At 36.2% G+C, this 23,304-nt stretch carries 24 protein-coding genes and 1 tRNA gene; 19 read left to right on the plus strand and 6 right to left on the minus strand.

Going from position 1 to position 23,304, the window contains the following annotated elements; genetic code table 11:
• Window positions 1–4: 4 nt before the first annotated feature.
• Complete coding sequence (locus DW019_RS01195; RefSeq protein ID WP_243024081.1) at window positions 5–4,381, plus strand: PolC-type DNA polymerase III; 4,377 nt, start codon at window positions 5–7, stop codon at window positions 4,379–4,381.
• 3 nt (window positions 4,382–4,384) lie between these two features.
• Here the strand turns inward: DW019_RS01195 and DW019_RS01200 are convergent, their stop codons facing one another.
• Complete coding sequence (locus tag DW019_RS01200; protein WP_118442207.1) at window positions 4,385–4,606, minus strand: hypothetical protein; 222 nt, start codon at window positions 4,604–4,606, stop codon at window positions 4,385–4,387.
• 217 nt (window positions 4,607–4,823) lie between these two features.
• On the opposite strand from DW019_RS01200, the gene DW019_RS01205 reads away from it, so the two are divergent.
• The 12 genes from DW019_RS01205 to DW019_RS01260 all read left to right on the plus strand — a co-directional run bounded on the left by DW019_RS01205 (window position 4,824) and on the right by DW019_RS01260 (window position 12,868).
• On the plus strand, window positions 4,824–6,587 hold the full coding sequence (locus DW019_RS01205; RefSeq protein ID WP_117477758.1) for a penicillin-binding Tp47 domain C-containing protein: 1,764 nt from the start codon (window positions 4,824–4,826) through the stop codon (window positions 6,585–6,587).
• 86 nt (window positions 6,588–6,673) lie between these two features.
• Window positions 6,674–7,711: an FAD:protein FMN transferase gene (locus DW019_RS01210; protein WP_118442208.1), complete on the plus strand. Its 1,038-nt coding sequence runs from the start codon at window positions 6,674–6,676 to the stop codon at window positions 7,709–7,711.
• Window positions 7,704–9,383, plus strand: a complete 1,680-nt coding sequence (locus tag DW019_RS01215; RefSeq protein ID WP_118442209.1) for an FMN-binding protein — start codon at window positions 7,704–7,706, stop codon at window positions 9,381–9,383. Before DW019_RS01210 ends, DW019_RS01215 begins: the two co-directional genes overlap by 8 nt.
• Window positions 9,380–9,799 (plus strand): FMN-binding protein, encoded by a 420-nt coding sequence (locus DW019_RS01220; protein ID WP_118442210.1) that lies wholly within the window; start codon window positions 9,380–9,382, stop codon window positions 9,797–9,799. The genes DW019_RS01215 and DW019_RS01220 overlap by 4 nt, the downstream gene beginning before the upstream one ends.
• Window positions 9,786–10,568, plus strand: a complete 783-nt coding sequence (locus DW019_RS01225; RefSeq protein WP_182430994.1) for a 4Fe-4S binding protein — start codon at window positions 9,786–9,788, stop codon at window positions 10,566–10,568. The genes DW019_RS01220 and DW019_RS01225 overlap by 14 nt, the downstream gene beginning before the upstream one ends.
• Before the next feature lie 51 nt (window positions 10,569–10,619).
• Window positions 10,620–10,691: transfer RNA gene (locus DW019_RS01230), tRNA-Glu, on the plus strand.
• Window positions 10,692–10,966: 275 nt separating this feature from the next.
• On the plus strand, window positions 10,967–11,146 hold the full coding sequence (locus DW019_RS01235) for a CopG family transcriptional regulator (protein ID WP_118442212.1): 180 nt from the start codon (window positions 10,967–10,969) through the stop codon (window positions 11,144–11,146).
• Between the two features lie 239 nt (window positions 11,147–11,385).
• Window positions 11,386–11,862 (plus strand): hypothetical protein, encoded by a 477-nt coding sequence (locus DW019_RS01240; RefSeq protein ID WP_118442213.1) that lies wholly within the window; start codon window positions 11,386–11,388, stop codon window positions 11,860–11,862.
• Between the two features lie 33 nt (window positions 11,863–11,895).
• Window positions 11,896–12,123, plus strand: coding sequence for a hypothetical protein (locus tag DW019_RS01245; protein WP_118442214.1), 228 nt, complete (start codon window positions 11,896–11,898; stop codon window positions 12,121–12,123).
• A 32-nt stretch (window positions 12,124–12,155) separates the two neighbouring features.
• Entirely contained in the window at window positions 12,156–12,353 is a 198-nt protein-coding gene (locus tag DW019_RS01250) for a hypothetical protein (RefSeq protein WP_118442215.1), read from the plus strand.
• Between the two features lie 21 nt (window positions 12,354–12,374).
• Window positions 12,375–12,554, plus strand: coding sequence for a hypothetical protein (locus DW019_RS01255; RefSeq protein ID WP_118442216.1), 180 nt, complete (start codon window positions 12,375–12,377; stop codon window positions 12,552–12,554).
• Window positions 12,555–12,589: 35 nt separating this feature from the next.
• Entirely contained in the window at window positions 12,590–12,868 is a 279-nt protein-coding gene (locus tag DW019_RS01260) for a hypothetical protein (RefSeq protein ID WP_118442217.1), read from the plus strand.
• A 289-nt stretch (window positions 12,869–13,157) separates the two neighbouring features.
• Here DW019_RS01260 and DW019_RS14860 read toward each other — a convergent pair whose 3' ends face one another.
• The 4 genes from DW019_RS14860 to DW019_RS01275 form a co-directional block, all read right to left on the minus strand.
• Entirely contained in the window at window positions 13,158–13,316 is a 159-nt protein-coding gene (locus DW019_RS14860) for a hypothetical protein (protein ID WP_182430995.1), read from the minus strand.
• 40 nt (window positions 13,317–13,356) lie between these two features.
• The gene (locus DW019_RS01265; RefSeq protein ID WP_118442218.1) at window positions 13,357–13,551 is read right to left on the minus strand and encodes a hypothetical protein; all 195 of its coding nucleotides are present in this window, start codon (window positions 13,549–13,551) and stop codon (window positions 13,357–13,359) included.
• Between the two features lie 77 nt (window positions 13,552–13,628).
• Window positions 13,629–13,943, minus strand: coding sequence for a hypothetical protein (locus DW019_RS01270; protein WP_118442219.1), 315 nt, complete (start codon window positions 13,941–13,943; stop codon window positions 13,629–13,631).
• Between the two features lie 12 nt (window positions 13,944–13,955).
• Entirely contained in the window at window positions 13,956–14,186 is a 231-nt protein-coding gene (locus tag DW019_RS01275; protein WP_118442220.1) for a hypothetical protein, read from the minus strand.
• Between the two features lie 169 nt (window positions 14,187–14,355).
• On the opposite strand from DW019_RS01275, the gene DW019_RS01280 reads away from it, so the two are divergent.
• Window positions 14,356–15,801 carry a hypothetical protein gene (locus DW019_RS01280; protein WP_118442221.1) on the plus strand — a complete coding sequence of 482 codons (1,446 nt, stop codon included), beginning with the start codon at window positions 14,356–14,358 and terminating at the stop codon, window positions 15,799–15,801.
• Between the two features lie 136 nt (window positions 15,802–15,937).
• Window positions 15,938–18,061 (plus strand): AAA family ATPase, encoded by a 2,124-nt coding sequence (locus DW019_RS01285; RefSeq protein ID WP_118442222.1) that lies wholly within the window; start codon window positions 15,938–15,940, stop codon window positions 18,059–18,061.
• A gap of 37 nt (window positions 18,062–18,098) precedes the next feature.
• On the opposite strand, the gene DW019_RS01290 is transcribed toward DW019_RS01285, so the two are convergent.
• Window positions 18,099–18,806 carry a hypothetical protein gene (locus DW019_RS01290; protein ID WP_118442223.1) on the minus strand — a complete coding sequence of 236 codons (708 nt, stop codon included), beginning with the start codon at window positions 18,804–18,806 and terminating at the stop codon, window positions 18,099–18,101.
• Window positions 18,807–18,964: 158 nt separating this feature from the next.
• Here DW019_RS01290 and DW019_RS01295 point away from each other — a divergent pair, with 158 nt between their 5' ends.
• The 4 genes from DW019_RS01295 to DW019_RS01310 all read left to right on the plus strand — a co-directional run bounded on the left by DW019_RS01295 (window position 18,965) and on the right by DW019_RS01310 (window position 23,220).
• Complete coding sequence (locus DW019_RS01295) at window positions 18,965–19,465, plus strand: hypothetical protein (protein WP_182430996.1); 501 nt, start codon at window positions 18,965–18,967, stop codon at window positions 19,463–19,465.
• Between the two features lie 14 nt (window positions 19,466–19,479).
• Window positions 19,480–19,746: a hypothetical protein gene (locus DW019_RS01300; protein ID WP_118442225.1), complete on the plus strand. Its 267-nt coding sequence runs from the start codon at window positions 19,480–19,482 to the stop codon at window positions 19,744–19,746.
• A gap of 110 nt (window positions 19,747–19,856) precedes the next feature.
• Window positions 19,857–21,473, plus strand: coding sequence for an AAA family ATPase (locus tag DW019_RS01305; RefSeq protein WP_118442226.1), 1,617 nt, complete (start codon window positions 19,857–19,859; stop codon window positions 21,471–21,473).
• A gap of 13 nt (window positions 21,474–21,486) precedes the next feature.
• On the plus strand, window positions 21,487–23,220 hold the full coding sequence (locus DW019_RS01310) for a VWA domain-containing protein (RefSeq protein WP_182430997.1): 1,734 nt from the start codon (window positions 21,487–21,489) through the stop codon (window positions 23,218–23,220).
• Window positions 23,221–23,304: the final 84 nt, after the last annotated feature.

A 23,304-nucleotide genomic window follows, 5' to 3' on the forward strand; every position in this document is an offset into this window, starting at 1 on the left:
TTTTGTGGTACATTTTTTTGAAGCATTTCCGGAATTATCAATCGAGGACTCCTTATATAATTATTTTTCAGGAACTATGGTGGAGAAGGTCAGCGCATCGCGTACGAAGATGCTGGCCTTTATTTACTGTCAAAGTGACCAGCTGCTTCACAGACGAACGATACATACGATGGAGCATGCTTTGTATTCGCAGGTGTTCCGTAAAATGGGAGTGCAGCCAAAGTTAGAGATGTATTACCCGTTTGCAGCGTCTTATGAGGTGGATGAACTGGTGGAAAAATGCGAAGAAATTTTAAAAGAAGAGTTAAAAGAACATGACACAATTGAACATATGAAGTTTTGCAGCCATCCATTTAAAGTGGATGGAAACTCGATTGTTTTAACCTGTGACGATGATTTTTTGTGTCATGAAAAAAGTAAGGAAATTAAAGAATTTTTATCCAAACGATTAAAACGCAGTTTCGGTCAGGAAGTGGACATTTCTTTTCACTATGAGAAGAAGGAGCGAAAGATTAACAAGGAGCCGGAAGTTTATACAGTAGTACGAAAAAAAGAAGAGAAAGAAAATGAAGAAGCGGTGGAAGAGGCGCGCAAGATACAAAAAAAGAAAACATATGTGGCAAAGAAAAAAAAGACAAGAGACCCCAGTGTGTTTTTTGGCTCCAATGTGGAAGGGGCAGTTATGCCAATCAGCGATATTGTGGACGAAATTGGAGAAGTCGTTATCGCCGGTATGATTCGAAGTGTGGAAGAACGAGAATTCAGTAATGGTGAAAAATTGATAATTTCTTTTGCTATTACGGATTTTACCGATACGATTCGCTGTCTTATGTTTGTGAAAAAAACAAAGGCAGAGGAATTGTCTCTTTCTGAGTTTATAAAGGGAGGAAATTATGTAAAAGTAAAAGGGCATGCTTCTTTTGATGATTATTCAAAGGAACTTGTCATTAAAAACATAGATGGTGCCAAAGAAATTGATGATTTCCGCGTTGGCAGAAAAGACGAGGCACCGGTAAAACGTGTGGAACTTCATGCACATACGCAGATGAGTGATATGGATGCGGTGGTAGACTGTCAGAAATTGGTAACAAGAGCACAGGAGTGGGGACACCCTGCCATTGCAATTACTGACCATGGTGTTGTTCAGTCTTTTGCGGATGCCGACCATGCCATTAAAGATGATAATTTTAAGGTGATTTATGGCTGTGAGGCATACTTAGTAGACGATTTGGACGATACCGTTGTAAATGAAGAAGGGCAGACTTTGCAGGATTCGTTTGTTGTCTTTGACTTGGAAACAACCGGTTTTTCGCCAACGAGAAACCGCATTATTGAAATTGGTGCGGTAAAAGTGGAAAAGGGAAAAATCACGGACCGCTTCAGTACATTTGTAAATCCGGAGGTAGCAATTCCACCGAGAATTACTGACGTGACAAGTATTACGGATGACATGGTAAGTGATGCGCCAAAAATCGAGACGATACTTCCGGAATTCCTTGACTTTTGCAAGGGGTGTGTATTAGTTGCCCACAATGCCGGATTTGACTATAGTTTTATCTGCAAAAAAGGAGCCGAGCAGGGCAGAGATATTCATTATACGGTTGTAGATACGGTTGGTGTGGCACGTGTGTTATTTCCACATCTGGCGAAATATACGCTTGATAATGTGGCAAAGACGATGAAGATTTCACTTGTGAATCACCATCGCGCGGTCGAAGATGCTGAGGCAACTGCGGAAATTTTTGAGAAAATGATCCGAATGCTAGAAAAACAGGGCATTACAGATTTGAAGGCGTTATATGAGAGGACGCATTCGGCACCGGAAATCATTAAGAAAAAGCCGAGTTATCATGCGATTATTCTTGCAAAAAATGAAGTTGGACGTGTGAATTTGTATCATCTGGTATCAATGGCACATTTGGATTATTATGCCAGACGTCCACGTATTCCAAAGAGTCAGTTAATGAAATACAGGGAAGGATTGATTCTTGGTTCGGCATGTGAGGCGGGCGAACTGTACCGTGCACTGTTAGATGATGCAGACGAGGAGAGAATTGAAGAATTGGTGGATTTCTATGATTATCTGGAAATTCAGCCGATTGGCAACAATGAATTTATGTTTGACAAGGAAAAAGGTGCCTACGCAAACATCAATACATGGGATGATTTAAAGGAAATGAACCGCCGGATTGTAAGGCTTGGCGAAAAATATAACAAGCCTGTCTGCGCTACCTGTGATGTCCATTTCCTTGACCCGGAGGATGATATTTACCGCACAATTCTGCTTGCCGGGAAAAAGATGGATGATGGCAAACAGCCACCGCTTTATTTTAGGACAACAGAGGAGATGCTCTCAGAATTTTCCTACTTAGGCGAGGAAAAAGCAGAAGAGGTTGTCATTACGAATACGAATTTGATTGCCGATCAGATTGAGAAGATATCGCCGGTATTTCCGGATAAATGTCCGCCGGTTATTGAAAATTCCGATCAGGAGCTTCGTGATATTTGTTACAATAAGGCGCACAGTATGTACGGGGAAAATTTACCGGTGCAGGTTTCGGAGCGGTTGGAGAGGGAGTTAAACTCCATTATTTCCAACGGATTTGCCGTAATGTATATTATTGCACAGAAGCTTGTGTGGAAATCGAATGAGGACGGGTATCTTGTTGGTTCGCGTGGTTCCGTTGGTTCTTCTTTCGTTGCTACAATGTCCGGTATCACAGAGGTAAATCCGCTTCCGGCACATTATTACTGCGAAAAATGCCATTATTCGGATTTTGATTCGGACGAGGTAAAAGCGTTTGCCGGCAGTTCCGGATTTGATATGCCGCCGAAGAAATGTCCGAATTGCGGGGCAGAACTTGTGCGCGATGGACATGACATACCGTTTGAAACATTCCTTGGATTTTACGGGGATAAAGAGCCGGATATTGATTTGAACTTTTCCGGTGAATACCAGAGTAAAGCCCATGCATACACGGAAGTTATTTTTGGTGCCGGACAGACATTCCGTGCCGGTACGGTAGGTACGCTTGCGGATAAGACGGCATACGGTTATGTGAAAAATTATTTTGAGGAGAAAGGAATTCCTAAGCGGACGGTGGAAATTGAGCGTCTGTTGGAGGGCTGTGTCGGCGTGCGCCGTACGACCGGACAGCATCCGGGAGGAATTGTTGTACTTCCAATGGGATGGACAATTGACACGTTTACACCGGTGCAGCATCCGGCAAATGACCAGACAACATCCATTATTACAACGCATTTTGATTATCATAAGATTGACCATAACCTGTTAAAACTTGATATACTCGGACACGATGATCCTACCATTATTAAGATGCTTGAGGATTTGACCGGTGTCAATGCCTTAAATATTCCGCTCGATGATGAGCAGGTGTTGTCGTTGTTTAACAATACATCGGCACTGGGTGTTACGCCGGATGATTTGATGGGACTGGATTTGGGAAGCCTTGGTGTGCCGGAGTTTGGTACGGAATTTGTTATGCAGATGCTTCGTGATACGAAACCGAAAAACTTCTCGGACCTTGTGCGTATTTCCGGTTTGTCACATGGTACGGATGTGTGGCTTAATAATGCGCAGTATTACATTGCAAGAGGTGACTGTACACTGTCTACCGCAATCTGTACGCGTGATGATATTATGACGTATTTAATACACACGGGCGTGGAAGACGGCACGGCATTTAATATCATGGAAAAAGTTCGTAAAGGACTGGTGGCGAAAGGAAAAGTGCCACAGTGGGAAGAATGGAAGGAGACAATGAAACAGGCGGGAGTACCGGATTGGTACATTGAATCCTGTGGAAAGATTAAGTACATGTTCCCGAAAGCTCATGCGGTTGCCTATGTCATGATGGCATTTCGTATCGCATATTTTAAGGTGTATTATCCACTTGCTTATTATGCGGCTTTCTTCAGCATTCGCGCAAAAGCATTTGACTATGAGTTGATGTGTCAGGGAAGAGAGCGGTTAGAGACGACGATGAAAGACTACAAAAAGCGTTTGTCCGCAAAGCAGCTGTCTCCCAAAGAAGAAGCAGCGTATGGCGATATGAAAATTGTTCAGGAAATGTATGCCAGAGGCTATGAATTTATGCCGATTGATATATTTAGGGCAAAGGCGAAACATTTCCAAGTTATTGACGGGAAACTTATGCCGGCATTAAATACAATTGATGGTATGGGGGATAAGGCGGCAGAAGGTGTTGTGGAAGCCGCAAAAGATGGTCCGTTTACTTCATGTGAAAACTTTAAAACCCGCAGTAAAGTCAGCGGAACGATTGTGGATAAGATGCGGGAGATGGGAATGCTCGGCGATCTCCCGCTCAGCGACCAGATGTCATTGTTAGATTTTATGTGATAACTATTCGTCCTTTTTCAGTTTCCGTCCTTTGAGGATGGAGCGGATGCCAAGGGCGGTCAGCAAAACATAAAAAACGAGTGATATGAAAAATTCCCGGTCAAAGGTAAAGCCGGTTTTTGTGTATTTCTGTATATCAAAATACAGACAGATGCCCACACAGACAAAGCAGATGAGAGCACTGCGCGTGTAAGTGGCTGATTCGCGGTCGTTGGAAGAACGCATCGTATCCCTTCTTTCTTAAATATAATAAATGTAAGGCGGCTTTTGCCGCCTTTTTAGTATATTGTCAGAGGGGAGAATTGTCAATAGAGAACCAAGTCGAAAAGAATTATCAATAGTGAAAAATAGCATTGACAGAACAGGATGTCAAATTTATAATTTGTTACGTTAGAAAATACGAACAACAGTTAGTTGTTACGAATTAAACGGAGGATAAATTATGCGTAAACAAATTGTTTTGCTGGCAAAGAAAATGACAGCATGCGGATTAGCGGCAGCTATGTTATTTGGTGTTGGACCTTTTGATAAAGTAACAACATCGAAAAGTGCAGCGGCAGATGAGTCATATACTTATTTGTATGCAGATCTTAATTGGGCAGAGTATTGGGCTGCGGAAGATGTTTATTTGAAAGATGGAAAAAACATGACAGATTCCAATGAAACAGAAGATGCCCGCGGTGAATTGGATAAGGGGGCATTTGATGCGGTATCCCGTGCGACAACGAATCATGGTCTGCATCGAGGAAGTTTCCAGTGTGACGCCGTAATTACGGCGGATAATGGACAAAATTATCCGGTGTCTTATTGGGAGCAAGATAAAGATAAAAACCAGAGTTTTTATACGACAGATGGTCAGAAGATTGGATATGCAAAAGGAGTTCTGACGCTTTCGGATGCTTCAACAACAAAACTTGTAAGTTACACAGTGACTGGAATTAAATATGTACCGGTAGCGGTTAAAACAGCAGATTTACAAGACTTCAAAAGCAAATATAAAGTTGTAGAAAATGGCGGAAAACTAGTTGGTGGTTATTCTGAAAATGCTTTGTCTTCTTATGAGGAAACAGCATCGGTAACAGCGAACACCAATGGTTTGAAAATTGCTGCAAAGCAGGCCGATGGAAGTTATACATTCGGAAAGAGAAAAACAGGAACTGATTCCGGTGTAAAAGATGTTTCGCTTGCTAAGGCATCAAAGACAGTGGCATCGGTTGTGACTGATGAAAAGAAGAAAGGAAGTTATGGAGAATTTCTTCGTGTCGACATAAACAGTGAAGACGGTGCGGCAGCAAATGAAGGTTATGGACCACTTGGCTCAAGAATGCAGGCTGTAAAATGGACCTATTACGGTACAGACAGTACTCGTACAAAAGCAATTGCTTCTTATGGTACAAAATTTGCAGCTGATAACTGGATGCACAAATCAATGGGAATTCAGCTTGGACTTACTGAGTCATATCGTTCCGAACTGCCAAATGGAACAGATGGAACCGGATATTGGAATGTAACGATTTATGGCCTTGGCTATGAAGATGCAAGTTATGACGTTGAGGTAACAAAAGATGGAATTTCTGAAAATGTAACGCCTTCGGAAGCGGTAGATACTTCTGCATTACAGGCATTAGTTGATTCTGTTAAGAAAATGAATTCGGCTGATTATACAACTGCTTCATGGAAAGAAGTAGAGGGAGAACTGGCAGAAGCAGAGGAAGAACTCGCAAAAAGTGCTCACTATGAATCCATGGTAAATGAGGCTTATACTCATTTGAAAGCAGCGGTGGATGCTTTGGAAAAGGTAAAAAAAACACCATCCAATACAGCGACGCCGGTACCAACGGCAACACCGGTCCCGACAAATTCACCTGACAAGAAAAATGATTCGGTGAAAAAGGATACTGGTAAAACGGATGTATCAAAACTGGCATCTGTAAAAATCAAGAAGGCAGTTTCTAAGAAAAAGAAAACAGCTCAGATTACATGGAAAAAAGTGAGTGGAGCGACTGGATATGAAGTTCGTTACTCACTGAAAAAAAGCATGAAAAAATCGAAAACGAAATCGGTAAAGAATGTACAAAAAGTAGTAATAAAGAAATTAAAGGCCGGAAAGACTTATTATATTCAAGTACGTGCCGTAAAAACAGAATCGGGCAAAAAGTCGGTTGGCAAATGGTCAAGCGTAAAGAAGGTAAAAGTAAAAAAATAATCCTTAAATGGATGCCCGGGGAGACTACCAAAGTGTAGTCTCCCTTGTTTGCTGTACAAAGGAAGATAGAAAGGAAGTTTATTAGAATGAAAAAAACAGTGATATTTCTTTTGCTTGCACTTTTGTGTTTGTGTGGCTGTGGAGAGCAAAGCGGACAAAAAGAAAAACAAAGCAAAAAAGCAACAAAGGAAGTCTTTGCTATGGATACCTATATGACGATTACCACATATGGAGAAAAGGCGGAGGCAGCTGCAACAAAGGCAGTATCGGAAATTGAACGGTTGGATAATCTTCTTAGTACAGGAAAAGATGAAAGTGAGATTGCAATTTTAAACGAGAATGGAAGTGAGATTGTATCAGAAGATACAGCTCAGTTAATTGCAAAATCCATGGAGCTATATCAGGATACGAATGGCGTATTTGATATTTCCATTTATCCATTGATGAAAGAATGGGGATTTACGACAAAAAAATATAAAGTTCCATCCGACAAAACAATAAATCATTTATTAAAGAATATCGACGCCTCTAAAATTGAGTGGAACAATAAAACCAATTTGGCTGCTTTGCCGGAAGGAATGGAAATTGATTTAGGTGGAATTGCAAAGGGGTATACATCAAATCGTTTAACGCAGATTTTTAAAGAATATCAGTTGACAGGCGGGGTTCTTTCACTGGGCGGAAATGTGCAGACATATGGAACAAAAGAAGATGGAAGCAAGTGGAAAATAGCAATAGAAAATCCAAGTAATTCGCCACTTTCGGGAGACTATCTTGGAGTACTTAAAACTGGAAATATGGCAGTAATTACTTCTGGTGGATATGAACGTTATTTTGAAAAGAATGGGAAAACGTATCATCATATTTTAGACCCGGCAACCGGAAAACCAGCGAATCATGGTGTGATTAGTGCAACCATTGTAAGCAAGGATGGAACACTTGCAGATGGCTTGTCAACTTCTCTATTTATTATGGGAAAAGAAAAGGCGGTACAATATTGGAAAAAACACAAGGAACAATTTGATTTTGTTTTATTGCTTAAGGGTGGAAAAATTGTGATTAGTGAAGGTATCGAAAAAATATTTACATCGGATTTTGACTATGAGGTGGTAAGAGATGAATAATAAATGGAGAAGTCTGGTTTTTTTAACTCCGGCAGTTTGTGTGACAGTATTTGCTGTTTTTGGTTTGTTTTGTAATCAACCGATATTTCCAGTACTTAGTGGAAATGCTCCGGCAGGAAATTTAGAAAAAGTGGCGGATGCAAAAGAGAAAAAGCAAAGTGAGGTCAAGAAAAAAACGGCAAAGAAGATAAAGCAAAAGGGACTGCAGGATGGTGAATATACAGGAAGTGCAAAAGGATTCGGTGGATTGATTGTTGTGAAGGTGCAGATTTTTAAGGGGAAAATAAAAAGCATTGATGTAGTTTCACATGAAAAAGAGACACCGGCATATTATTCAAAAGCAAAGAAAGTAATTTCCTTGATTTTAAGCAGTCAGTCAACGGATGTGGATACGATAAGTGGAGCAACTTTTTCTTCATCCGGAATTTTACAGGCTGTTCAGAATGCGCTTAGAAATGCGGGAGGGAAAAAAGAAAAATCATCTGTGAAAATAGCAGCGCACAAAACAAATAAAAAAGAACAGAGACAAAATAAGGTTACATCGCTAAAAGGAATTCCAAAGGATGGTGTTTATACCGGGACGGCGGAATGTGAAAAGTTTGGTTATGGGATTTCTCTAAAGGCTAAATTTAAAAATGGAAAAGTTGTAGCACTTTACCAGATGAAAATGCTGCATAATAAAACAAAAGAAAATGTTTCTTATATGCAGAAAGCATGGAAAGGGATGGTCAGAAGAATTTTAAAGAGCCAAAATAAAAACGTAGATGTTATTTCTGGGGCTACCTATTCATCGCAAGCGGTATGGGCGGCTTATCAGAATGCATATGCGAAAGCAATTGGAAAAAAAGAGGAAAAAAATTCGAGACCGAAAGCTACGAAATCACCGATTTTACCGGATTCCAAAGAAAATGTTTCCGTCGGTCAAATCAAAGATGGCAGTTATTTGGTGAAAACAATTTGCAGCCCGGATGCGGACATGGAGTTTGAACCATATACACTGCAGGCAGTGGTTGTGTTCCGTGAAGGACGTTGTGTATCGATCAATAATTTTTCATCGGATTGTGAAGAAAACCAGCCATATTACATAAAGGCAGCAAATGGAACAAAAAAAGAACAGGGCGTTGTTAATCAGATTTTGCAAAAGCAGAAAATTGAGGAGATTTCAGCAGTGTCCGGTGCAACTTGTTCGTCACAGGCAATTTGTAATTTATATAGACAGGCTCTTTTGATGGCTGCGAATACGGATGATAAGGCGAGTGATGTGAAGTCAAGTGAATCTCCGGCTGTAAATTCTCCTAAGCCAGAGGAAACATTGATACCAACGCCCGAACCGTCCTATGCTCCATTACAGCCATTAAAAAATGGAAGTTATTCAGAGACAACGGAGGTTTTGCCGGATGAGGATGGTGATTTTTCAAGTTATCGATTGTCTGCAGATGTTGTTTTTAAAGAAAATGCATTTGCGGGCTTTGAAAACGTGGAAATTTCAGACATCACAAACAAGTTTTATACAAATCGGGCATTAAATGGCACAAGAAAAAGTATGGGTTTATTAAATCAATTAATAGGTGCGCAAAAAGATGATGCACTTGTAGTAACAGGGGCGACCTGTTCGTCCCATGCATTCCTTACTTTATATCGATTGGCATTAGCGGAGGCGAGAAAACAGTGAAAACAAAAGTGATAAAGTGGATAAATATGTTTCTCGTTTTAGCTGTACTTTTTGGTTATCAGTGGATAGCACTGGGAAATCAAAAGAAAAGAGATGATTACAAACAGCAGAAAATGGAAAACGAAAAAAAGATGTTGCCAAAGTGGAAAAATGGTGTTTATTACGGAGAAGCAGAAGGTTTTGGAGGGCCGGTTAAGCTTAAAGTTACAATTCAAAGTAATAAAATTAAGTCAATTACCGTAATTTCTGCAAAGCAGGAAACAAAAGAGTATTGGAATATGGCAGCCACCCTGCTTGATGATATTACAAAAAAGCAGAGCGCAGAGGTGGATGTGGTATCTGGAGCTACCTATTCTTCGAGGGGAATTATAAATGCAGCAAAACAGGCATTGGAGGAAGCAAATGAAAAAAATTAAGAAATTACAGTGGATAAGGATTGTCATTCAAGGAATATGTTTTATTTATTTTCCGGCATTGTTTTCGCAGGCATTTTTAGGAATTAAAAATATTTTTGTTTCCATTGGAAAGGGTACTCCGCTTGTATTAAACGACTTTTCTGTGATACTTTTATTATTATGTTTGTTTACTATGTTTTTTGGGCGTTTTTTTTGCGGTTTTATGTGTGCATTTGGAGCAATTGGAGACTGGATTTATTGTGTGTCATCCTGGCTGCAAAGAAAAACAAAGAAAAAAATCCCTGAAATTCCAGAGCGTTTTGCCCTGATTTTACAAAAGATAAAATATGTATTGCTGTTTGGGATTATATGCCTGTGTTTTTTGCAAAAAGAAAATTTGTTGAATGAAAATAGTCCATGGACAATATTTTCATTGCTGCGTGCTGGGAATTTTTCGGCTGTTTCTAATTTGTGTGCCATTCTTTTGCTTGTTATTATTGTGGCAGGGATGGCAGTAAAAGAACGTTTCTTTTGTCAGTTTTTATGCCCAATGGGTGCTGTCTTTTCACTATTGCCACAGTTTCCGTTTTTCCGCCTAAGGAGGGGGAGAAGCTGTCTAAATGGCTGTCAGGCATGCAGAAAAAACTGCCCGGTATCAATAAAATTGCAGGAAAATCCATTGCGGGACGGAGAGTGTATCAGCTGCCTGAAATGTACTATGATTTGTCCGAAACAGAATATTCATTATTTGCCCAAAATTAGAAAGAACAAAAAAGATGAAAAAAAATAAAAAAAGTACTTGCAATTTGTTGTCGTCTGTAGTATGATAGCAATTGTTGATGGTCCGTTGGTCAAGCGGCTAAGACGCTGCCCTCTCACGGCAGAAACAGGGGTTCGATTCCCCTACGGACTATTTATACTTTTTGTTTCACAAGATTACTGGAAGTACTAGAAATGCGTTGATTGCAGGACGTTATAAAATTTACCAAAACAGTGTAAAAAAACGTGAGGTAATCAAAAAAGTAATCAAACATATGTTCGATAATAAAAACAGAAAGGAGAAGTTTCTGTATAAATACATTTTATTAGACCAATAGGTCTTATTTTTTTGCATTTAGGGGTTGACTTATGTGCGTACATAACTTATAATGATTTATGCAAGGACATAAATAGAAAGGAGATGATAATTTGTCACCAAGAACTGGTAGACCACCATTACAAGACGTTTCCAGAACGGAAAAACTCAACATCAGATTAACAAAGCAAGAGAAACAAGATATTGAGTATTGTTCAGAAAAATTAAATCTATCAAGGACTGATACGATAATAAAGGGAATTGGACTTGTAAAAAAGGAAATTGAAAAATAAAAGAGTAATCGTTTACCAACCAAAGCAACACGATTACTCAATCAAGCAACTCCATAAGGAATTGATAAATCTATTTTATTATTTTCTTATGGAAAATCAAGCATTATTTGAAAAGATAGGTGGAGATTATTAGAAACGTATTGGATGAGTTTGTAAGGAAAATAACCGCTAAGACAAATATTAGGTATTAAAAAGCTAAGTAAACCAAGTTTTCATGTGAAATGAAAGGAGTAGTTATAATGAAATTTGCAAAATATTATAATGTAAGTAATCTCGTAGAAGAGATGCAGAAATTAGAAGAAATTGACTGTTATCCAACAGATAATGAGAAATTTGAAGGTGTATATATTTGTATGGACACAAACGACTTCTGGATTAGTAGAATTAACAAGGGATATAATGAAGAATATGAAAGAGAAGATGGAAAATATCTTGTAGAGCGTAACAAAATCAGCATCTATGATATAATGGATAAACTGCATGAATTATATTCTAAGAAATTGCCTGATTTTAAGGAGAATGATTTACAATATGAAATGAAAAATAAATGCCATGATTACCTAAAGAAATTTAAGGCAAAAGATATTTGCAAGGCAGTTATTCTTCTGGATGATTATGACGGATTATCAAATTGGGATTGTTGCGAAACAGATTCGTTGGAAGAAGCTGTTGAAATTATTGATGATGGATATGGGATTTTGCCATTAGTAGGATAGAAAATGAACTCTAAGTTTCAGGAGGATAACACAGTGAACTATAAATGGAAATACTTTATTGTCTTAAATTGGGAAGATACGCTGAATAATTTAGTAGAAGATAAGATAGATGAAGAATTAATTATTTGCTGCGATGTAGCAGTTGCAAAATCTTTTGATTCTACGAATGAATTATTAGAATGGGTAAACGAAAATACTGACTTAAAAGCTGATAATGGAGATTTTAAAATAGAAGGTCAATATTTGCCGTATGAAATTTAACTTTCCTTGGCAAATAGAAAGTGGGTAATATTATGGAAATAAAAAACTATTTACCTAAAAGAATCCGAGATAGAGTTGTGAGAGTAGATGTTGATGCTGATTTTGATTATGGAAAAAGTCGAAGCGTTCAACATTATTTTGTCACACTTGATGATGGAATGAAATTTGACGCTACTACAATAAAAGAGTTGAAAAAAATTGCAAAAAGAATAGAATCAAAATCGAAGTAAAGATTGGAAGAGGTGATATAAATGGAACTGCCAGTACGATTTGTTTATACTGAAAACGGAGTTGAGAAAACTTCGGTTGATGAAAATAAGAGAATGAATTATATTGATGATTTGAATCGCAGGTGGTTAGATAGAAGAGGTGATGGCAGACAGAGGACCACAAAGATTGAAGATTATAGAAGTGGTAAAATTCCACTATAAATGACGATTTCTTTTGAAAATTTGGAGGTATAATTATGGAATATACTAAATTATTAAAAGCAAAAGGATTTAATTTAAATTCTTATCCAGAAGGAAAATTTTGGGAAATGATTGTAACTGACAATGAAGATAAGAAGCAACATATTTGTGATGTATTTGGAGCGGATATCGAACTATTTGATTCTAATATAACGGATATTGATACACTTATTTTACAGTGCGCAGAAGATTTTACAAAATGCATTTTCTACTATGATTGTAATCCATTTGATATGGAATCAAATACATTCATGAATTGTGTAAAAAATATATAACCCAAAGGATACACAAATGATTTTTTAATGCGTTCTCAACACGTTTTTCGCTGATTCCAATATATCTTTGCGTTGTCTGATTTAAAAAAAGCCCCATTTGGGGCTTTTCTATTTAATATCATTTCCAATAACAGTATATACATTGATGTTTACATGGATGTTTGCAATTTAATAATTCTGTCTTGCAGGATAAACACAAGCATCCGTTGCGGTTCTGCATATTTACTTTTGTGTTTTCATTTGTCACCATGTCTAATACAACCATAAATCTTTACCTGCCTTTCTCTTATTATTCATCTGTTTCTTCTACAACTTCGCCACTTTCATATCCATCTGCAATAAGATGTAGAATGTGCTCTTGTGAGCACTCATCTAAGTCTTCAAATTTCACTTCTTCGCCTTCGAGCGTAATATCAAAATTTACACTCCACCATCCTGTTTTAGTCACTTATCTTTCCTCCAATCTTTATAAATCTTAGTTTCATTCGCTACTCAGTTTCAAATAATACAGCATAACCATACTCATTATTTATTTCCGTAGAAATTTCTTTCATGGTTTCATACAACATATCAATATCCGTTATGCATGCCGTATTCATTTTTCTAAACTGCATATGATTTGTAATAATACGGTATACGCCGTGTCCACACTGTATTATTGTAAATATAACCTTTTTATCCATAAAATTTTCCTCTCTTTCTTCCTATGAAACACGTATTTATAACGTCATTTGTTAATTCCTTTTAAGTCTCCTTAACTTTAATCAACATATCGGAACCATACTAAGTAACAAGCATTGTCCGTTATAAATTCCGCACTTGTATCAGCCTGGTATTCATCTTCTCCTCGAATAAGAACATCATCCGGAAGACGACGATACGCTCCTGGGTCATCCATGCTGCAAATCACCTTAAGAATAGATAATTTGCTTAATGTATTTGTTTCATGATTGAATACATAAGCACGACTCCCGACATTGCACCGATTTTCATTGATAAAATAATCTAATTGGTCTTTTGTATTTTCGTTATAACTCGAAATAGACCAACTACGCATCAATTCTTTCATTATCATAAAAATACCTCCTTAAACAATGAATTTAAGCATATAATTCACGAATTCATCATATGTAACATTTTTTGCATCAATAATTCGACAAAGAACATGCAATACGTAATCACATAATTTCGTATCAGCTTCTATCTTAGCTAAAAATGCCCAAGTTGTAAAAAATGAACGAAGCTGCTCTGGAATATATTCATCTTCCCAGCTATTTTCCTCCGCAAACTGATACATAAAATCCACTAAAAATTCCATATTTTTTCTCCTTCCTGATATTAAATTAATTACTCCCAGTTATTTATTAGATATATATAATATGTCTGTTCTGTTTCAACCTAAAACAAAAACCATATTATGAGCTTTTTTTACAGGAGCCGGTGGACAGACATATTAATAATAGTTTTATACAGAAAGGTGTGATTCTATGAATATCGCAAAAAAAATTGGCAACAATTTCCTGAAAGGACTAAAAAACATCGGGCAAAAGGTGGAATGGTTTTTCCATAACGTATTTGCTCGAATTGCATTAGGAAAAGATGCATGGAATGAAGCAGCGCGCATCAATATGGAAACCGAAGCGAAAAAGGAATTAAAAGAATTTGAACAACAACATCCAAAAGAAGAAGTTCCGGAAGAGCAGCAGGAAGTACTTCAAGAAAAAACTTCTGAACAGGAACAAAAAGAGCCGGAATTATCGGAAAATGAAAGAATTTTACATCGGACGAAACAAAGCTTGGATATGACGGCTGAAAAATTAAATAATTTATATTGCAAACATAAACTGCCGACTCCGGGGATTATTTTGGCTCACAACAGAGAAGATGTTTTAAATCTATCAAAAGAAGAAGTTGAAACAGAATTTCAAAAAGCATTCAAGCAAATTGAGAATTCTCCATTAAAAGAAAAAGAAAAAAATTTATTTTATCGTGGGTTAGGACAATCGCAGGTTTTGCTAAACAGAAAACAAAAATACATGGACAAAGTATTAAACGAAAGCCACAAAAACGAGATAAAAGAATCTGAGCATGACCAGCCGGAAATGCAAAAAGAAACTGAATCAGTGATTGATTCGTCCAATAATTTTGAGTCTTTAAATACTCAAATAGATGAATTAGAAAAAGATTTACAAGAAAATGAGGAATCTTTTCAGGTTGTTAATTTAAGACCTAAAAAGGAAAATGAGACATTAGAAGAAAAGAAAGCACGCTTAGGAATTGATGTAATATCCGTACAAGAAACAGAGAAACCTATTCTTACCGGAGAAGATGAGTTAAATGAGATGTTAAAACAGTACAAACCTTCTTTGCAAGAAATGAAAACACAATTAATTTTAGCAGCTACACGTGCAGAATCAATGTTAAATGAAATGCCAACAATTGATGCTATTTGCAAAGAAAATATTTCTCTATGCGAAAATATTGTGCAACAAAATGTAGCATTAGAGATTTCACGAAATGATGAAAAATATAATATTGGATATGCTGGCAAGGAGATATCTGTAACCAGAGAGGGTATTATGGCAGGAGATTATGACAATGAGATTGTTGAATTTGGAGCATTTATTTGGGATAAATTAAGTCCGGAAGTAGAGCAAGATGGCAGTGCACTAGCAGATGCCGGTGATTTACAGGCATTATGTAATTCCGCTGTCGCCTCTAAAGATACTAATAGTATCAGTGAAAAGTCAAATGATATTAATGTTTTATCTGGAAATAACATGGACCTTGATGATATGCTTACTCCAGAAACAGAAGTTGAAGACGAAATTAAAAGAGAAAAATTAGATGATTTACTTGATAACATTGACAATAGCGGACCGGATGTAGAAAACTCATCGAACGAAATTGATGTTTCTGATATAGCAATTTAAAGAAAAAAGGCTCTTCAAGGGCCTTTTTTATGTTATTAGAAAAAAATAATCCCTTAAAAATTCTTTATAATATGGTTTTCATAATTTTGAAAAACAGACATATTAAAGATATAAAATACTTTTTAGGGGTGTTATTATGGATGTAATGAAAGGAAAATATAATAAATTACTGTATATGGGGCGCGATGGTGTTGCCTATTTTTCCATGTTTGTATCGAAGACGCCATTACCTTACGAAAGCACATATAGTACATATATTTGTTCTGGACGAGTCCCGGAATATAATCGTGGATATCCGCTTACTTTACACGGGCATTGGACGAAATCAAACAAATGGAAATTTGAAGTTGAATCTTTTGAGGAGGACTTGAAAGAAGGATATGTTTTAGAAGAATATTTAATGCAAATTGATGGAGTTGGGACCGTCTCTGCTAAAAAGTTAGCAGGAGTTAAAGATATTTGGAATTATGATATTTATAATTCTGAACTTTTAGCAAAAGAAACGGGACTATCGAACGACCTTTGTGAAACAGTAATTTCTACATTAAACAAGCAAAAGGGGCGATATGATTTATATTGCTATTTGTGCCAATATGGAATTACTGATATTAAGGTGGATACTATAATCGAGGCTTACGGAAATAAGGCACTACAATATATTAAGGATAATCCATATGATATTTTAAGAAAATACAATATTTCATTTGCTGTTATGGATGAAATTGGCTTTGCGGCCGGTCTTAATTATTATAACTTAGACAGGCTTGATGTTATGCTGCATTATGCTATGGATTTATGTACAAAGGATGGTAGTACTTTCGTTCTTATCAATGATTTAATTGATAAAATGTTATGGATAGCACAAAAAAGCATTTATGGTGCAGAAATTCCGGATGGTTTTTTGGCAATTGCTTTATCAAATGCAAATTGGTTATATGTGGATAAAATAAATGACCGAGTTTATTTAAAAGAATATTGGTATCGGGAATATGATATAGCAAGAGGAGTTGCTCGCTTAGAAAATACAAAAACTGTATTAAACATTTCAGAGAAAGATGTTAACTGGGTAGAAAAGAAATTGAATATCACTTATGCATCTTCTCAAAAAAATGCCTTTAATTTGTTGAACAGCACAGGCGTTAAAGTGCTAACCGGCGGCCCCGGAACTGGCAAAACAACACTCATAAATGGAATTTTGACGCTTTACAAAGAAAAGTACCCAGATAATAAAATTGCTTTATGTGCACCAACCGGAGTGGCGGGCGAGCATATGGCTGAATCTACGAACTCTCCAGCGTCTACCATACATCGGTTATTAGAATATCAGCCATTTAGTGATGAAGAAGCATCTTACAAAGATATGGATGACCCAATTGATGCGGATTTTATTATCATGGATGAAACTTCTATGACGGACACTAAGTTGATGGGAATGTTTTTTAATGCTATTCAATCTGGAAGTTTAGTTTTATTGTGCGGAGATATTGACCAGTTAGACAGTGTTTGTCCGGGAGCCGTTTTGAGAGATATTATTAATTCTAAAAAAGTTGACGTATATCGCTTAGATACACTTTTCCGCCAAAAACAAGGTTCGACCACGATTATTAACAAGGATAAAGTTAAAATAAAAGACTGTGAGTTAGTTATGGATAATCAATTTCAGATTTTACGATATAATTCTGGCAAAGAAATTGATTCTATCTTAACTACAGTTTTAAAAAAGGAAAATAACCCACAAATTTTAACGACCCCAAACAAGGGAGCGGCCGGAGTGTATGCATTGAATCATTTAGTTCAGTCATCTTTTCAGTTTGAAGGAAGAGAAATACACCGTAATGGATATGTTTTTCATAAAAACGATAAGATTATGATGATTGTTAATAATTATAAAGCCGGTTATTTTAATGGCGATATTGGAAAAATAATTTCAATTACTGATGCCGGAACTGTAACGATACAAATTGGAAAGAAAACAATCGTAATGGAGCATACATGGTTAGAAGATATGGTTCTAGCGTATGCCATTACAATACATAAATCGCAGGGAAATGAATTTGACACTGCAATTATTGTTTTGCCGCAAAATCCGGAAATTCTTCTTAATAAGCATCTAATATATACGGCAATAACGAGAGCCAAATCCAAAGTGATTATTTTATCACAAGGAAATGCACTGGAAAAAGCAATTATGAATGATGCTCGGTTTTCAAAGAAAACAGGACTAAAGGAAAAAATATGTATAACATGTAACAATGTTTAAAAAATAAGCCGCCCGATATTTCGAGCGGCTTTAATTATCACCTGATATAAACTTTTTTTGAGAAACGATAATAATGATACAAAAAATCACTTCGCAGTTTATATGGCATTGATTTATGAAATGCTTCAAAAGTATTGGCGTATAATGTAATGGCAAAAGAATATAACTTATATTTTTTCATAGCTGCTACTCCTTTTGGCCCGGAGAAATATTGATACATTGCTTCCAAATTTTGAAAGCGTGGCATTTGTGATATTGCATATTGCAATAAAATACTAAATCGGCGAACTCCTTCAATTCCACCAATCCAGGTGGATGGAAATTTTGAGGCACTGCCAGTATGAACTCGTTCAAACATAGCAATACACTGGTCTTCAATGCTTAACCTGAATTTTTTAGGATATAGAAGATAAGCCAAATAAGTCATATCTAAATCGTCTTTACTATATTCTTGTGGAAAATCAATATATTTATTTACTATCTTAGATAGCTTCATCTTTTTCAATACGTTCGATGTGAGATATCTTCGGATGTCCTGCGGCGTCCATTGCAAATATTTTTCCAAGGCAAAACGAATAATTTTTAATGCCTGTTCTTGTTTTTGCAACGGTCCTAAATCAGTAAAATAAGCAACCGGAAAAATATCAGTATTTCCGACATACATTCTCTCATATTCTTGTAAAATTACTAAATCATGGTTAATTGTTACTATGTTGTTGTTACTTTCTTGTAATTTGATATCCATAAAATATTACCCGTAGGGGTCTCCTTTCAAAATAATCCTCTATATTTAATATGTCTGTTTTAAAACAAAACGAAAACGATATTATAACAATTTTTTCCTAATTACCCAAACAGACATATTAAAAATATCAATTATAACAACAAAAAGGAGGAATGAATATGAATGAATTTACAAAAAATGGAAGAATATTTGTTGATATGGATGGGGTTTTAGCAGAATTTCGAAAGGGCGTTCCAGAAGAAATGCTTTATCGAAAAGGTTATTTTGCTACTTTACGGCCAATTTCGTCAGCCTGTCAGATGTTGAATGTGTTAATTCGGTCAATGCCGGAAAATGTTTATATTTTAACATCTTACTTGGAAGATAGTCCTTATGCAAAGAGAGAGAAGCTAATGTGGGCTATGAAATATACGGATATTGACCCGGAACATATTATTTTTGTGCCATCATCTATGTCAAAGTCAGATTATGTGATGGCTAAAGAAGTGGATTTACTAATTGATGATTACGGATTAAATCTTGCATGTTGGCAGGGTACTCCGGTTAAGTTTGTGAATCCGGTTAATAACACTAAGCGAAAGAAGTATAATCATACTTTGGATTATCGCGATAATCCAATTATGAATGCGTTTCGTGTTCAGATGTTATTATCTATGTAAAGGAGGTCTCGCTTATGGTAGTAAAATCCTATGGAATGGACATAAATATTACCTTTGTCCATCGAGCAAATGAAATTGATTTAATCGAAGAGTCGATTTCCGGACCACAGTACTTAGGAACTCTGTTTTTGGAAATTGACAACAATGGCATTGGACTTTTAAATGCTTTTGACTCTTTATCTCAAAAAGTGGCAAAAACATTAATAGAAGAAGGGCTAATTAAAAAGGCGGAAAAGCAAAATCCATATGCGGTTTATCCGTCTTATATCATTAAATTGTAAATAATTCTATTGCCCCGGTATAATGCCGGGGTTTTTCTTTGTAAAATATTTTTCTAAATACCAAAACAGACATATTAAAATTATTAAATAAAAAATAGGAGGAAATTATTATGAGTACTTTAAATGTAGTGGAGGTATTATTTAACCATAAACCAGTCGATGTACATTTTCTTAGCAAAAAAACATCGCAGACAGTAACAGTTAGCCCTCAATTTTTATCAAGCAGACATAATCTTGCGTCCCCTGGTGTAAAGATAAGTGGCATTGCCAAGATGTTTGATTATTTATATCAAAAAGGCGAACCATGTAGGATGTGTATTTACTTTTCAGCCAAGAATAAAATTGCATATGTTGAATTATCCGTTCCATCCGAAATGATTCACAGTTTGATTACGCCAAATGAAGTTCGTGTATATGAAGCTGCCGAATCAATTTCTGAAAAATGGCATTTATTGCCACTTGTTGCAGTTCAATGGATGATGAATGCGGATTGTTCACTTCTTTCTTTTTTAGAAAAAGTTCAAAGTAATATAAGTGCTGTTCAAAATGCAATAGGATTCACTGATGAATTTTATTATTACGGAAAAGATAAAGGCCTTTTGTCTTCAGTTTCAATTGATTTTGGTAATGCAACCATTTTAGCAGAAGCAAAAAGAGCTTTCCAAAATGGAATGTTTTCTGAAAAAGCAATGAAATTTGGAGAAATGGTATCGGCTCTTGAACAATATCAATCGCAAAAAGAAACAAATTCATCAAATCAGCAAATTGATTACGAAAAACAATGGGAAGAAATCAAGGCTGGAAAATATTTACTGGATTATCAATGGAGGGATGATTTACAAGATTATATCAAGCCATTAAGTTTTTTGGATAAATATGTCCCAGACCGTATGTTTTGGCAACTGTTCCATATTTTTAAAATACGTACACAAAAAGCACTTAATAGAATAGAAGAAGCAAAAAATGCCGGATTACCATTTCCGGAGGCACAAAAAGATGACTGTTTAAACATTTTTTTGCATGGCCGCGCAGGCACCGGTAAATCGTATTTGTTGTATGCATTAAGTGCTGCATTTGGGATTCCCGCTCCTTTTACAAACTGTTCAAAGGGAACAGAGGAAGATACGTATGAAGGAATTACAAAAGTTATTGATGGTAAATTGACAGAAATTGAGACATCAATGATTAAAGTCTCCCAAGACGGTGGCATGTGGATTGGTGAGGAATTTGACCTTACTGACCCGGAGGTAAATAAGGGTGTTTTTAACCAATTAACAGAATATCCTTATATTGCAATGAAAAGTGGATACAAACCAGTCAAAAGGCATCCATTAGCTATTTTCGCAGCCACTTTTAACGTGGGAGAACAAAGCCCTCGTATGGACCCGGCGTTATCTTCTCGTTTTGTTCCGTCTTTACGATTTAAAGACCCAACAAAAGAAGATTTTATTAAACGAATGATAGCTTCCGGAGCCAAAGATGATACGGCAAATCAGGTTTATGATACATATATAAGAATTTTAACTATGCTCAAAGACCCGGATATTAATGGCGAAGAATGTGAGGAATATATTGTTCCTCGTCTTTGTATTGAAACATGTAATTTAATTGACAAGGACAACTTAGATTTCCGTACAGCGATTGAAATTTGCATGATAAATAAAATCGCAGAAACTAGGCCAGATGTGGCTGACGAAATTTATGTTGCAATGGATTCATATTTTTAGGAGGTGCAAAATTTTGTTTGAAAAAGAATTAAGAAATTTTGAACGTATTTTCCGAGGGATAACCGGAAAGCGGTGTGAATGCTTTCCGGAAACACCTCCGGAACTTGGACATACCGATGAAAATGCACATATTTATGTTGCGGAAAATCATGAATATTACAAAGGCCTATCTATTGCAGAGCAAAAAATGTTTCGTTTAGGAGTTTTTACCCACGAAATGCTGCATCAAATTTTTTCTAACTTTTCTTTGTTACAAAGAATGGCGGAAAGATTGGACGAAAAAGAGTATCAGGTTTTTGCTGAATGTAACAATTTAGTAGAAGATGCCAGTATTGAATTTATGGCATCTAATGTTATTAAAGGTAAGTTGTTAAAAGCATTACAATTCAGCATACAAACAATATATCTTAATACGCCGGAATTACAGGAAATACCTTCTCCATATCAACAATTTATTTGTGCTTTAGTACAATTTGGAGATATGGGAATTTTAAAAGGAGATTTTACTTTTCCGGAATCCAAAGAATGTTTTAATCAAGCTGCTAAATTGTTTGACAAAGCGGTAGAGAGCCAAAGCACAATTGTAAGAAAAAATTGTGCTGTAAAAATTATGGAAATTGCTAAACCTTTATGGGAAAAGGAAGATTTAGAAGATAAATCAAAATCCATTTCAGATTTATTTGGCAGTAGTTCTAAAACTTTAACAAAAGGAGCTTCTTGTTGCGATGGTAAATCGATTAAAATTCATGAAGATGAAACAGAAAATAGTGCATCTGCACGCAGAAAAAAATATTTGAAGAAAAAAACTTCTGGAGCAGATGATAATGATTCAATTCACGTAATTGTTATTACATCAGAAGATTTAGACTGGCTTACATCAGCAGAAGATTTAGCGGTAAAGCGGCAAGGCGAAGAAGAAAAACAAAATCAAGAAGATGCTATTGATAAGTCAATTCGACCAAACATTTCAGTAGACCGTCTTAGAAATTTAGATGTGGAATGCGGAGTGGAGGAAGAGTACAAAAACCATATGGCAGCTTATCGCCCAATTATAAATTCTTTTTCAAAAACTTTACAACGCATTTTTCAAAATGATAAAAGTGAAGTTGTAAAAAAGAAAAAAGGGAAATTGAATATTGAGCGATATTATGCTCCTCGAAAGACTCCTCGAATTTTTGACCGTCGTACTACACCGAAAAATATTAAAGACATGGCGATTACAATTGCAATTGACGAGTCCGGTTCTATGACGGCTGAAGAAATGGGCAAAAAACGCACTCGAATTGCCAAAGAAGTGGCATTATGTTTCGCAGAAGCTTTTTCTCCATTTAATGTACCATTATATGTCTTTGGTTATCATGATGATGTAACACATCATCATTATATTAAATGGCGCAACACAAAAAAAGAACGCACAAAATTACTTGTGTATAATTGTTATGGCTGCAATCATGATGCAGCAAGCATTAATTATGCAGTTGAATTATTGAAAAGCCGAAAAGAAAAACATAAGCTTTTAATTGTTATTACAGATGGTATTCCATCAATTGGAGAACCATTGGACGTGCAGAACGAAGTACGTAAAGCTCGAAAAATGGGATTTGCCGTTTTGGGTGTGGCGATTGGAAATGATGCCACAGAAGCAATAAAAACGATGTATGGAAAAGATTTTTTTCATGTTACATCAACAGAGACAGCTTTTAAAAATGTAGCTAAAATCATTTCAAAAATGATTCAATCATGGTAAAGTATTCAAAAAAAGCCCCTTTATGGGGCTTTTTCAGACTGTAGACAAAGTCCACGACAAATGTCGTGGATTTTTCTCGTATTA

It is taken from the genome of Clostridium sp. AF37-5 (genome assembly GCF_003477605.1).
Lineage (GTDB): Bacteria > Bacillota > Clostridia > Lachnospirales > Lachnospiraceae > Eubacterium_F.